This window comes from Ilumatobacter sp., assembly GCF_030065885.1.
GTDB lineage: Bacteria > Actinomycetota > Acidimicrobiia > Acidimicrobiales > Ilumatobacteraceae > Ilumatobacter.
Genome location: NZ_JASJCS010000116.1, coordinates 1 through 13,246, shown reverse-complemented (window position 1 = coordinate 13,246; position 13,246 = coordinate 1). Strand labels below are relative to the sequence as shown.

The 13,246-nt window shown below is 70.3% G+C and carries 7 protein-coding genes, 1 tRNA gene and 2 pseudogenes; 5 read left to right on the top strand and 5 right to left on the bottom strand.

What is annotated here, in order from left to right:
* Positions 1 to 3,607 (bottom strand): annotated as a pseudogene (locus tag QNJ12_RS19515) (hypothetical protein); the annotation flags it as partial.
* A 16-nt stretch (positions 3,608 to 3,623) separates the two neighbouring features.
* Between QNJ12_RS19515 and QNJ12_RS19510 the strand changes: the two are divergent.
* Positions 3,624 to 4,037, top strand: coding sequence for a hypothetical protein (locus QNJ12_RS19510; protein ID WP_300625215.1), 414 nt, complete (start codon positions 3,624 to 3,626; stop codon positions 4,035 to 4,037).
* Positions 4,038 to 4,590: 553 nt separating this feature from the next.
* Positions 4,591 to 4,938, top strand: a complete 348-nt coding sequence (locus tag QNJ12_RS19505; protein WP_300625213.1) for a VOC family protein — start codon at positions 4,591 to 4,593, stop codon at positions 4,936 to 4,938.
* A gap of 770 nt (positions 4,939 to 5,708) precedes the next feature.
* Here the strand turns inward: QNJ12_RS19505 and QNJ12_RS19500 are convergent.
* A complete protein-coding gene (locus tag QNJ12_RS19500; RefSeq protein ID WP_300625211.1) occupies positions 5,709 to 6,251 on the bottom strand; it encodes a hypothetical protein in 543 nt (180 codons plus the stop codon).
* A gap of 524 nt (positions 6,252 to 6,775) precedes the next feature.
* Positions 6,776 to 6,869 (bottom strand) — tRNA-Sec (locus tag QNJ12_RS19495).
* A gap of 88 nt (positions 6,870 to 6,957) precedes the next feature.
* Here QNJ12_RS19495 and QNJ12_RS19490 point away from each other — a divergent pair.
* Positions 6,958 to 7,908, top strand: a complete 951-nt coding sequence (locus QNJ12_RS19490; RefSeq protein WP_300625209.1) for a D-2-hydroxyacid dehydrogenase — start codon at positions 6,958 to 6,960, stop codon at positions 7,906 to 7,908.
* 35 nt (positions 7,909 to 7,943) lie between these two features.
* Here QNJ12_RS19490 and QNJ12_RS19485 read toward each other — a convergent pair whose 3' ends face one another.
* Positions 7,944 to 10,502, bottom strand: a complete 2,559-nt coding sequence (locus tag QNJ12_RS19485; RefSeq protein ID WP_300625207.1) for a sensor domain-containing phosphodiesterase — start codon at positions 10,500 to 10,502, stop codon at positions 7,944 to 7,946.
* 65 nt (positions 10,503 to 10,567) lie between these two features.
* Positions 10,568 to 11,935, bottom strand: coding sequence for a S8 family serine peptidase (locus QNJ12_RS19480; RefSeq protein WP_300625205.1), 1,368 nt, complete (start codon positions 11,933 to 11,935; stop codon positions 10,568 to 10,570).
* 436 nt (positions 11,936 to 12,371) lie between these two features.
* Between QNJ12_RS19480 and QNJ12_RS19475 the strand changes: the two genes are divergently transcribed.
* Together QNJ12_RS19475 and QNJ12_RS19470 are read left to right on the top strand one after the other, a co-directional pair.
* The gene (locus QNJ12_RS19475) at positions 12,372 to 12,998 is read left to right on the top strand and encodes a hypothetical protein (RefSeq protein WP_300625204.1); all 627 of its coding nucleotides are present in this window, start codon (positions 12,372 to 12,374) and stop codon (positions 12,996 to 12,998) included.
* Positions 12,995 to 13,246 (top strand): annotated as a pseudogene (locus QNJ12_RS19470) (hypothetical protein); the annotation flags it as partial. The gene QNJ12_RS19475 and the pseudogene QNJ12_RS19470, both read left to right, overlap by 4 nt.

Below are 13,246 nucleotides of genomic sequence, written 5' to 3'. Positions count from 1 at the left end.
CGCCGTCGTCGAGCCCGTCGCCGTCGGTGTCCCGAGCAAGTGGGTCGGTGCCCGATTCGTGGACCTCGAAGCCGTCGGTGAGGCCATCGTTGTCGGTGTCGCGGTCGTCGGGGTCGGTGCCGGCAGCCTCCTCGTCGTCGTCGGTGAGGAAGTCGTTGTCGGAGTCGATGAAGCTCTGGCCGATGTCGTCGGCCGGGTCGAGCGGGTCGGTGCTCGCAGCGAAGACCTCGTCGCCGTCGGCGGCCCCACCGCCGTCGGTGTCGCGCACCAGCGGGTCGGTGCCCTCCTCTGCTTCATCGCCGTCGAACAGGCCGTCGCCGTCGGTGTCGGGGTCGTCGGGGTTCGTCCCCCGGGCGATCTCGTCGCCGTTGGTGACGCCGTCGCTGTCGTTGTCGCCCTCGGCGCTGAACCCGTCGTCGACCGGGTCGAGCGGGTCGGTGCCGTCGAGCAGCACCTCGTCGCCGTCGTTGACGCCGCCCGCATCGGTGTCCCAGACCGTCGGCGACGTCCCGAGACCGATCTCCTCGCCGTCGGTGAGGTCGTCGAAGTCCGTGTCGGGCCGCAGCGGGTCGGTGCCGGTGTCGGGGTCGGTCGGGTGATGCTCCTCGCCGTCGAGCAGCCCGTCGCCATCGGTGTCGGCGACGTCGGGGTCGGTGCCGAGGTTGAGTTCGTACTCGAAGCCGAGGCCGTCGCCGTCGGTGTCGGCGGAGAGGTCGAAGGCGTCGTCCGAGGGGTCGAGCGGGTCGAGGCCGAAGCGGATCTCGTCGTCGGGCAGCCCTCCCCCGTCGGTGTCGCGCAGCAACGGGTCGGTACCGATCGCCAGCTCGCAGGTGTCGGCGAGACCGTCGTCGTCGGTGTCGGCGCCGAGACAGGTGTCGAAATCGGGGAACAACGGGTCGGTACCCGTGACGAGGACCTCGGTCCCGTCGTCGAGGCCGTCGTTGTCGCTGTTGTTCCACAGCGGGTCGGTGCCGAGTTCGACGACCTCCTGGCCGTCCTCGAGCAGATCGCCGTCGGTGTCGGCGACGAACGGGTTGGTGCCCCGCTCGAGCTCGTCGGTGTCGGGCAGACCGTCGCCGTCGCTGTCGGGGCCCGGGGCCACGTCGTCGGTGGCGTCGAGCGGGTCGGTACCGCTGATCACCTCGTCGCCGTCGCCGATGCCGCCCCGGTCGGAGTCGGCGTCGAGCGGGTCGGTGCCGAGCTCGACCTCGCGGGCATCTCCGAGCCCGTCGCCGTCGGTGTCGAGCGCTGTCGTGTCGTCGTTCGGGTCGTCCGGGTCGGTGTCGTCGAGGCACTCCTGGCCGTCGTCGGCACCTCCGCCGTCGCTGTCGGCGAGCGTCGGGTCGGTCGGGGTCGGGCACCCTGCTGGTGCGACCTCGAGACCGTCGATCAAGCCGTCACCGTCGGTGTCGGGGTCGTCGGGGTCGGTGCCGAGCTCGGCTTCGTCGGCGTCGGGGAGGAGATCAGCGTCGGCGTCGACCGGCGGGTCGTCAATCGGGTCGTTCGGGTTGAACCCGAAGTCGCACTCGGCGAGGTCGGTGGCGCCGCCGCCGTCGGTGTCGACCACGAGCGGGTTCGACGGCGCACACGACCGGGCTGCGCTCGGCCGATTCAACTCGGTGCCGTCGGTCAAGCCGTCGCCGTCGGTGTCCGGATCCAACGGATCGAGGCCCCCGGAGCGCAGCACCTCCTCGCCGTCGCTGACCGCGTCGCCATCGGTGTCGGGCGAGTTCGGGTCGGTGCCGAACTCGACTTCGTCGAGGTCCGACAGGTCGTCACCGTCGGCGTCGGCGAACTCGTCGTCGGAGCCGTCGGTGGGGTCGGTCCCCCGGACGACCTCGACAGCGTCGGTGACGCCGCCGTCGTCGGAGTCGGGTTGGCGAGGGTCGGTGCCGGTAGCGACCTCGGCCGGGTCGTCGAGGCCGTCACCATCGGTGTCGACGACGAGGGGATCGGAGACATGGACCTGCAACTCGTCGGCGTCGCTCAGCCCGTCGCCGTCGGTGTCCGGATCGAGCGGATCGGTACCGAACGCCTCCTCGCGCACGTCGGTCAACCCGTCGCCGTCGGTGTCGGTGTCGTCGTCGTCGAACCGGTCGGCCGGGTCGGTACCTCGATCGACTTCGGCACCGTCGTCCACCCCGCCGCCGTCGGTGTCGGCGAGCAGTGGGTCGGTGTCGGTCTCGAAGTCCTCCGACCAGTCGCTGATCCCGTCGCCGTCGGTGTCCGGATCGAGGGGATCGGTGCCGAGCACACCGACCTCCCACCCGTCGGCGTGTCCGTCGCCGTCGGTGTCCCACAGCGTCTGGTCGGTGCCGACCACCGCCTCGTCGATGTCGGAGAGTCCGTCGCCGTCCATGTCGCCGGTGCCGTCGTCGGACGGGTCGCGGGGGTCGGACTCGCCGACGACCTCGACGAAGTCGTTCACGCCGCCGCCGTCGGTGTCGGCGACCAGCGGGTCGGTGCCGATCCCGCTCGCACAGGTGAGCGGCTGCAGACCGAAGTAGAACGCGACGCACAGCTCGACGCCGTCGAGGAGACCGTCGCCGTCCATGTCGGGGTCGAGCGGGTCAGTGGTGCCGGTCACCTCGCGCTCGTCGTCGAGGCCGTCGCCGTCGGAGTCGGGGTCCTCGGGATCGGTGCCCTCGCGCGCTTCGTCGTCGTCGGAGAGCCCGTCGCCGTCGGAGTCGACGAAGTCGTCGTCGTCGGCGTCGGTCGGATCGGTGCCGCGGTCGACCTCGACCCCGTCGGACACACCACCGCCGTCGGTGTCCCGGTTGCGGACCTCGGTGCCGGCGGCGATCTCGTCGCCGTCGCCCAGGCCGTCGTCGTCGCTGTCGGGATCGAGCGGATCCCCGAGGACGAGGAGCTCGTCGCCGTCGCCGAGGCCGTCGTCGTCGGTGTCGGCGTCGTTCGGGTCGGTGCCGCGGAGGACTTCGAGCGTGTCGTTGAGGCCGTCGCCGTCGCTGTCGGTGACGTCGTCGTCGGCGAGCACGAGGGGGTCGCTGCCGCGCGCGATCTCGTCGCCGTCACTCACGCCGCCGCCGTCGGTGTCGGCGTCGAGCGGGTCGGTGCCGACGGCGAAGTACTCGGCGCCGTCGAGGAGGCCGTCGTCGTCGGTGTCGGCGTCGAGCGGGTCGGTCGCGGTTTGCGCGATCTCGAACCCGTCGATCAGCCCGTCGCCGTCGGTGTCGCCGAGCTCGGGGTCCGTGCCGTGGACGAAGCGCTCGTCGTCGTCGCTCAGCCCGTCGCTGTCGAAGTCGCCGGCGCCGTCGTCGGCAGCGGCGAGGGGGTCGGACCCGCCCTGCACCTCGGTGAAGTCGTCGACGCCGCCGCCGTCGGTGTCGGGATCGAGCGGGTCGGTGCCGGACCCAGCGGTCGCCAACGCGCACGGAACCGTCTGCCACACACCCTCACCGGTGATCGACCAGCACACCTCCTCACCGTCGGCGAGACCGTCACCGTCGGTGTCGGGATCGGCGGGATCGGTCCCGAGCGACGCCTCCCAGACGTCGGGGATCTGGTCTCCGTCGGTGTCAACCGTGTCGTCGACGGCACTGCCAGCGTCGAGTTCGAGCAGCCTCGGTCCGAACCCGCCGGGCTCCACCGGCGGTCCCGTCGTCGTGCGAGTCGTCGATGTCGTCGTGGAGGTCGTCGCACGAGTCGTGGTGGATGTCGTCGTCGTGACCGTCGTCGCGGGAGATGTGGTGCTCGGTGGAGATGTCGTGTCGGGAGATGTCGTCGTCGTAGTCGTGGATGACGACGTCGGAACCCTGGCCATCGTCGTTGCGGTGGTCGCACCGTCGGGGTTGTCCGGCGGTGGCTCGGTCGTCGTGGTCGTCGGGACCGGGGTGGTCGTCGGGACCGGGGTGGTCGTCGGGACCGGGGTGGTCGTCGGGACCGGGGTGGTCGTCGGGACCGGGGTGGTCGTCGTCGTGGTCGTCGTCGGGCTCGCCGGATCGTCGTCGGCCAGGACCGCAGTCGGCACGACGACGGCGTCGAGCAACACCAAGCTGAGCATCGAGAGGAGCAGGTGAACGAGCCGGCGCACGGGGCTCGCCCGGCGAACGGAAGCGTTGATCGCGGCCATGGGGGGATCGTCGACGACGAACCCTTCGAAAATCTTCCGATTTCGCGGTGTCACCCTCGGATCGCCCGTCAACTGGACCGGGATCTGCACCGGCACGGGCCATCGGTTGGCGCGTCGTCGCCGGCCAACGGTGCCGACAGCGCAGTCGTCGCCGGCTCAACGACGGGAGGACGACTCGCTGCCCGACACCAGCTGGAGATCCGGGGGCGATCCCGTTGGAGATGCGTCACCTCGCCGAGAGCAGTGGCGAACCTCCCGAAGATGCACCGGTGATCGAACCCGACGACCGGCTTGTCACCGTCGGTGACGCCACGTACCGCTGCGGCGGGCGACGACTCGGCCCACCTCGACGCAAGGGTCATCATGGCATTCCGCTCGGCGATCCGTAGCGGGCTACGCGACGAGCCGACTGCGGGCGATACCGCTCGGCGGGCCCCGATCGGCCGGGCCGGCCACAGGGCGGGGTCGTGTCACCGCCCTGTGCGTGCCAGGCTTGAGGCGTGGAAACCCGACTCGAACACGCCCGCGCCAACGTGAGCGATCTCGGGCGTGCCATTGAGTGGTACACGGACGTGCTTGGGTTCGTCGTCGACTCGACTTGGCCTCCGGGCGAGCCGAACTACGCGCACTTCCGAGCCGCTTCCGGCGCCGCGTTCGCCATTCAAGAGGCCGAGGGGTGGGGCGCACGATTCAACTTCACCGTCGACGACCCGGACGTGATGTGGGAACGGCTGAAGCATTGGGTCGAGATCGTCGAGCCGCTGTTCGACACTGCGTACGGAACTCGAAAGTTCACGATCGCTGATCCCGACGCGAACGAACTTGGCTTCGTCGACCACATTGCATGACGAAACACCCAAAGCGACACCGATGCGCTCGTCGATCCGGACGGAACGCCCGCAGTCGCCGCACCGACGCCCGTGGCGCATGAGCCCTGAGCGCTGTGCTTGTTCGGGCAAGGTGCGCTCGGCCTGGGAGAACTGTTGGTGTGGTGATCGAGTTCTCCGCCCGGTTCGAGCAAGTGCGGCAGAGTCGTGGGCCGTTGGCGTGGGTCCGGATCCGTCCGGGGAACTCCTCGAGGAGTGGGGCCTGGGCGATGGTCCGGCCGGGCTGGAGCGGTGCATCGACCCGTGCCTCGATCTCACAGCGCCGAACGCGCTGTATCTCGCGCCCGGCGTCGGGCACCAAGGCGCCACGCCGCACGATGTCGCAGAGGTCTTCTCCGACCGTCCCGATCGCGTGTTCCCGAGCGCGTCGCGCTCTCTCCTCTCCCGGCCGGACTCAACGCGACTACGCGACGACGCTCAGGCTCTTGCCGAGCAGCTCAAGAACCTGCTCTCCAACGGGATCCATCACCCGCGATCCGCCTAGGCACGTCAAGCGTCCCGCGTCTGCGCCGTATCGCTCAGACTGGAAGGGGTCGAGGCGATCCCAACGATCTTGCTCGGACGTAGCTCGAGCAGGATCCGGCGCTGCTGACGACGCGACTCACGTCGCTCCGCAGCACCAACACCTCGGACGTACTGTCGGGTGATCTCGTCGGTCCAGCGTCCATCTACATCGTCCAGCAACGCCCATCCCGCATCGCGCCGCACCGATACGTCAGGAGACCGCCTGATCAGGGCTCGCAATTCGCGGGGACGAACTCGCCGGCGCGGGCGAAGTCACGGCACGACAGGAAGCGAGGGTGTCCATCGCCGACGTACCAGCCGACCGCGAACACGACGAGCGCGGTCACGACCAGCGCCACACGGAGGCGAGCGGTCAGTGACACGAAGTCGCCGGCGACCAGTCGGATGATGATGTACATCGCGAACGGCAGCGCGCCGAGCGAGAGGATCAACAGCACGACCACTGCGACGTTCGACGAGGTGACGAAGAAGAGGTCGGCCACGAGCCACAGGCTCGGGACGGCGAGCGCGAGGCGCCAGCGACCGCCGAGCCGATAGTCCCGGTCGCGGACGAGGTAGCTCGACACCAACGCAACGGTGCACAACACCCACATCGCCCAGATCTTGCGGTGGTCGATGTTCTCGAACGCGCCCAGGTCGAAGCCCAGGTTGAACGCCGCCAGCGAGGCGCCAGTGGCGGTGACGACGAAAGTGCGTGCCGCCGGTGAGATCTCGACGTCGTCGACGTCGGTCAGGGTGTCGTCGCTCATCTGGCGAGCGTACGGCTCTCGAACGACCGTGGAGCTGACCCGCATTCCTCCTCGCATGCGGCCCACGCCTGCGCGGAACCGCTGCGTGTCGATCGGGCCGACGAGCGCAGACGCGTGCTGTGCTGAGCTCAGCGCCGATACGGGTCGGCTGATCTCACACGCCGGTGCGGGTTTCGGGTGGGCCCCATCTGTTCGTTCTGCGTGAATCTGACACCGGTCTCACGATGATCGACGATCCTCTGAGCACCCTCCGCGGCGCGAAGTGTCACGATGCCGGCGGTCGGGCGGGCGCTCACACACGCCAGCAGCTGGTTCTCCCCACCCTGCGCCGAGCAGTCCCCTGAGAGTTACGTGGGAATTGCGGTACGAGAATCGCACCGAGACGTCCGCCCCGCAGACGTCCTCTGAGCAGGAACTTCGCGGCTCGATCGTTCGTCCGAGTCACGACTCTGAACCGCTGAGCATCGAACCCTGGACCACATCACCCCAGATGGCGGTGCGTGCGGCCCAGGGTTCGATTTCAATCGGAGGTGGACGGGAATCGAACCCGCCGGACGGGGATCGCCCGTCCCAACCGCTTTGAAGGCGGCGGAGCCCACCAGGTACCCAGACACCTCCGACCGCCACCGTAGCGGGACGACCGCGGCGACCGGCCGTCGCCCTGCCCGCTCCGATCCCCGACGAAACTCGTGGATAGGTTCTGGCGATGACCGTGCTCTTCTGCACCGACACGTTCTGGGACGCCCGCGGTGACGAGATCGAGGCCATCGACCCGACGATCGAGGTGGTGCGCCTGGTCGGCACCGAGCAGGTGATGCAGCGCGACATCGACCGGATCACGATCGCCTTCTTCTCGCCCGATGCCTGGCCGGATCGCGCCGCCGCCTTCATGGGTGTGTGCACGCGGGCCCCGAACCTCGACTGGATGCAGTCGATGTCGGCCGGCACCGATCATCCGGTGTTCTCGATGCTCCGCGACCAGGGCGCCACCGTGACGAACTCGTCGGGGGCGTCGGCACCGTCGATCGCCCAGACGGTCATCCTCTACCTCCTCGCTCTCGGACGCGAGCTGCCGAGGCTCGCCCGCGCCCAAGCCGAACGTCGATGGGAACCCGAGCCCTCGCGCGACCTCCACGACGTGCGGCTCGGCATCGTCGGTCTCGGCGCGATCGGCACCGAGGTGGCCCGCCTCGCTGCGGCGTTCGGCACCGAGGTCGTCGGTCTCCGCCGCACGATCCGCGGCGACGAGATCTGCGAGACGTGGACCCACGATCGACTGCACGAGTTGCTCGCCTGGGCCGATGCCATCGCGGTGACCGCTCCGCTCACCGACGACACCCGCGGCATGTTCGACCGAGTCGCGTTCGCGACGATGCGGCCGGGCAGCTGGTTCGTCAACGTCGGTCGCGGCGAGATCGTCGACGAGTCGGCCCTCGTCGACGTTCTGCGGAACGGGCACCTCGGCGGCGCCGGGCTCGACGTGTTCGCGACCGAGCCGCTGCTGGCCGAGAGCCCGTTGTGGCGGTTGCCCAACGTGATCGTCACGCCGCACTCGTCGGGCACGACCGACCGTTCGCACCGGCGCGCGATCGACCTGTTCCTCGACAACCTCCGTCACTACACCGCCGGCGAAGCGCTCGTCAACATCGTCGAGTAGCGGCGCCGTGACGGCAGCGCGCAGCGCCGCTCAGGTCAGCTGAGTGGGCCCATCCACGTCAGCGACGGCTCGGACGCCCCGAGCGACCGCTCGAGCCAACCGATCAGCTCGTCGTCGGTGATCGGCGGCGAGATGTAGTAGCCCTGCGCCTCGTCGCAGCCGAACTCCCGGAGCCGGTCGAGCACCGCGCGCTCCTCGACGCCCTCGGCGACGACGAGCAGGTCGAGGTTGTGGCCGAGGTCGACCGTCGAGCGCACGATGACCTCGTCCTGCGGGTCGGTCAGCATCCCCGAGACGAAGCTCTGGTCGATCTTCAGCTCGTGGACCGGCAGCCGGCGCAGGTAGCTGAGCGACGAGTAGCCGGTGCCGAAGTCGTCGACGGCCATGCGCAGCCCGACGTCGTGCAGGTCGTCGATCGTGGCACGCGTCCGCGGTGCGTCGACGAACAGCGACGACTCGGTGATCTCGAGCGTGAGGGCCGACGGGTCGACGCCGTGGTCGTCGAGATAGCCCTGGACGCGGGCGGGCAGACGCGAGTCGAAGAGGTCGTGCGTGGAGAGGTTGACGGCGAGCGAGATCGTGTGGTGCTGGTCGCGGAGGCGGCGCAGCATCTCGATGCCCCGGGCGAGCACGAGGTCGGTCATCTCCTTGATGAGACCGGTGTCCTCGGCGACGCGCACGAACTCGGCGGGCGCCACCACGCCCCGGGTCGAGTGCTCCCAGCGCACCAGCGCCTCGGCACCGACGAGATGGCCGGTGCGCAGGTCGAGCTTGGGCTGGTACACGACGTCGAGCTCGTTCGCCTCGATCGCCGTCCGGAGGTCACCCAGCATCGACAGGCGTGCCGGGGTCCGCCGGTCGATCTCGTCGCGGTAGTACTCGACGCCCGTGCGTTGCCACTTCGCGTTGTACATCGCGATGTCGGCCCGTCGCATCGGTTGCAGGGCGTCGCGGTCGCTCTCGATGATCCGTGCGACGCCGACGCTGACGGTGACGACGATCTCGAGTCCGTCGAGCACGACCGGTCGGCCGCCCTGACGAACGCACGTGTGGGCGAACTCGAGCCCCTCGTCGTAGCTGCCGCGGTGGCACAGGATCGCGAACTCGTCGCCCGCGAGACGGGCGAGCACGTCATCGGGTTCGAGCAGCGCTGTCATCCGTGCGGCGAACTGCTTGAGGAGGTCGTCGCCAGCGTGGTGTCCGAGGGTGTCGTTGACCTCTTTGAACCGGTCGATGTCGAGCATCAGCACGCACGAGACGCGGCCACCGTCACGCGTCCCGACCGCCTCGGCGACGTTCGACTCGAACAGCGTCCGCGCAGGTAGGCCCGTCAGCGCGTCGTGACGCGCCTCGAACTCCAGCCGTTCGTGCAGCATGCCCCGTCGCAGGCTGACCGCGAGCTGCTGGGCCATGTTGCGCAGCCGGGCGACGTCGCCGTCGCCGAACTGGAACGGGAAGACGTCTTGCTGCGCGGCGACGAGCACGGCGAAGACCGCGCCGTCGTCGCGGATCGGGGCGACGAGTGCGGCCGGCGCGGCGGGTTCGAGCGCGACGCCCATCCGTCCGAGACGGTCCCGGTCGAGCAGTTGGACCTCGTCGTTGGCCAGGACGCGCGCCCATGCCTCCGAGGTCAGGTCGTCGGGGAGCTCGATGTTCACCTCACCGGCTGTGTGGACGACGACGCCGTCGGGTGCGAACCGGACGAGCGCCACCCCCTGGGCGCGCAGGAGCTCATGGACCTCGGCCGCGGCCACGTCGGCGATCTCGTCGACGTCGAGCGTGCCGCCGATGTGGCCGGCGAAGCCGTGCACCGCGTCGAGATCGCGCAGCTCCTGGCTCACCTCGCCGTATGCCTGCAGCACGTACCACATCCCCATGGCCGGCAGCAGCGCGAGCAGCGCCAACGCCGGCTCGAACAATGCCAGCGAGACCGTCATCGCACTCAGCACCGCGTTGACCGTGTACATCCACCACGTCGCGCGGAGCTCGCTCACGATCCGTTCGCGAGCGTCTCCCTCGAATCGAGAGATCGCGACCGAGATCAGCACCGAGGTGAGTGGCGCGACCATCATCAGCGAGAGCACGACGAGGCCGAGCAGCACGGCGCGGCCCCCGTCGGTCAGTTCGAGCAGGCCCCGGAAGACCAGCGCGGCGAGCGTGACCTCGAACATCACGAGACAGAGGTTGAAGGTGAGCTTGTGGCCGCGGTTGCCACGGCTGGCGATCAGGACGGCCGCGCTCGACGGGCCCCTGGCGAGCAGCGCCAGCGGCGGGCTCAGGAAGACCAGGGCGAAGGCGATCGGGATCTCCGACAGCGAGAACGAGATGCTCTGGCGCCGGAACTGGACGTTGAAGACGGCGAACTCGAACAGCCCGAACATGACCGCGGTGGCCACGAACGCCCACCAGCCGGTCGGCTCGACCGCGTCACCACGGTTCGGCACGACCAGCAGGCTGACGAGCGTTGCGACGGCCATGCAGCCCGCCAGCAGGAACACCTGCAGCTCCGGTCGGCGCGCGCCGACGACCGCCGCGTCAGGCGGCTCGGTCGAGCCAAGGTGCGGCAAGGCCGCGCCTGCATCGGCATGGGTCAACGGCGACTCCTCATCCGGGTTGTAGTCGCCAACTTAGCGAGGGCGGCGAGCGCCGCCTGCAGTGGCTACGACCAGGTGCTGCTCGACCACGTGGAGCTCGACCACGTGCTGCTCGACCACGTGGAGCTCGACCACGTGCTGCTCGACCACGTGCTGCTCGACCACGTGCTGCTCGACCAGGTGGAGCTCGACCAGGTGGAGCTCGACCACGTGCTGCTCGACCACGTGCTGCTCGACCACGTGGAGCTCGACCACGTGGAGCTCGACCACGTGGAGCTCGACCACGTGGAGCTCGACCAGTCGGGCGATACCAGCATCGCGCCGACCGCCGGCCCCACGTCGACGCGGGCGCCGGCCGGAACGAGGTCCTGCGTGGCCCCGGTCACGTCGAGGTCGGCGGCCGCGTCGACGCGGAGCGCCCCTGCCCCGACTGCCGCCGCGCTCGCACCCACGTCGACCGCCGATGCGACGAGCGCAGCCTTGACCTCGTCGGGTGTCATGGTCGGGTCGTTCGAGAGCAGCAGCGCAGCTGCGCCGGCGGCGACGGCCGCCGACTGCGACGAGCCGCTCCCGAGGAACCGGACCTCGTCGACGAGCCCCTCGGGGTGATGGACGTCCGCATCGCTGCCGGGGGCTCGCAGGCTGACGATGTGTGCGCCGGGCGCGGCGATGTCGGGCGTCCGGTCGGCGTCGCCTCGGGTCGACCAGTCGGCGGCGACGAGACCGTCGGCGGTCGCCTCCAACCCACCGACGGCGATGACGGCCGGGTTCCTGGCCGGGGCGTTGATGCCGCCCGCCGTTGCGCCGTCGTTGCCGGCGGCGGTGACGACGACGATGCCGGCCGCCCAGGCGCGCGCCACCGCGTCGTCGAGCGCGGCGGCGGCCTCGGTGCCCTGTTCGCCGGCGTCGATCGTGATCGTGAGCACGCCGATGTCGAGGCGATCGGCGTGCGCGATCACCCAGTCGATGCCGCTCACGACCTGGGCGACGGTGACATCACCGTGCCGGTCGGCGACCTTGACCGAGACGATGCCCGCGTCGGGGGCGACACCGAGGAGATCGTCGGATGCGGGGTCGCTCGGGTCGGCGCCCGGCGACCGGCCGGCGATGATGCCGGCGAGGTGCGTCCCGTGGCCGTTGGTGTCGACGTACCGCGTCGCTGCATCGGCCTGCTCGGGGCTGAAGTCGGCAGCGGCGACGATCCGTTCGGCCAGCGCCCCGACCGGCGCGACGCCGGTGTCGACGACGGCGACGTTGACGCCCTCGCCGGTGACACCGACGTTCCAGAGCTCGCGGGCGCCGACCTGGTCGACCACCGAGGACAGCGAGCCGAGCGCCGGCTGGGGCGCGGCGTTCGCCGACGGGCCGTCGTCGAGCTGGACGAGCGTCGCCGCACCCATGGCGATCACGGCGATGACGGCGGCGATCAGCATGAACGCGGAACGGGGCGCGATCGAGCCGAGATCGTCGTGGCCCCGAGGCGCCGACCGCCAGACCCGACTGCGGCGGCCTTCGAACCGCTGTGTGTGGGAGGCCGGCGGAGCCTTCCACACCCGACCTCGGCGGGTACAGCGAACCGGTCGCCGAACGGGGTCGGGCCGGTGATCGACGGGGTGACGGTGTGAGGTCATGAGCAACTGCTTTCGCGCGCGCGGGTAGGTGCACGCGCTCATCGGCACGTCGAGTGGTCGGCCTCAATGAATTTGGGCGTTTCTTGACGAACCCGACCACGGACGATGCCGAAACGGGCGAAATCGCGCGCTGCGTGCCCGTTGGGCGGCCGGATCTTCAGGTGGTGGGTCGGCGCGACGACCGGTACAATCTGCGATCCGGCTTCCCTCCTGACACGACGATCCGTGCGGAGGAACCATGATCACCGTCTGCTGGGCCGCCAAGGGCGGCAGCGGCACCACCGTCGTCGCGGCGTCCCTGGCGCTCGCCGCCGACCGCCCCACGTTGCTGGTCGACCTCGCCGGCGACCTGCCGATGACCCTGGGTATCCCCGAACCCGACTCGCCGGGCGTCCACGACTGGCTGCGCAGCGAGGCGAGCACCGACCGCCTCACCGCGCTCGAGTCGCGGCTCTCCGATCAGCTGTCGCTGCTGCCGGCCGGCCACGGCGGTGGCGCGGGCCGGTGGTCCGAGCTCGCCGAGCACCTGCGCCGCGAGGTCCGCCATGTCGTCGTCGACGCCGGCACCAACCCGCCGCCGCCGACCGCACACATCGCGTCGATCGCCGACCACGACTGGCTCGTCACGCGACCGTGCTACCTCGCGCTGACCGCGGCCGTCCGACGCGGCCACCGGCCGTCAGGGGTGGTGGTCATCGAAGAGCCCGGCCGGGCGCTGCGCGCCGCTGACATCGAGGCGGCGATCGGCGCTCCCATCGCAGCGACGCTGCTGCTCGACCCGGCGATCGCGCGGGCGGTCGACTCCGGCTTGCTCGTCACGCGGATTCCCAGGGGCGCACAGCGACGGTTGCGCCAGGCGGCATGATCGACGTTCACGCGCTCGTCGACGCGGTGTGCCGGCGCGCGGCCGAGGTCCCCGGCGACGTCGCGACCGTCGTCGACGCGGAGCTCGATCGGCTCGCCCCGCTCGTGACCCCCGACGTACGCGCCACGGCACACGAGCGCGCCGTCGCTCGACTCGACGGCCTCGACCTCCTCGATCAGTTCCTCCGTGACCCGGCCGTCGACGAGGTCATGGTGAATCGGGGCACCGAGGTATGGGTCGACCGCGAC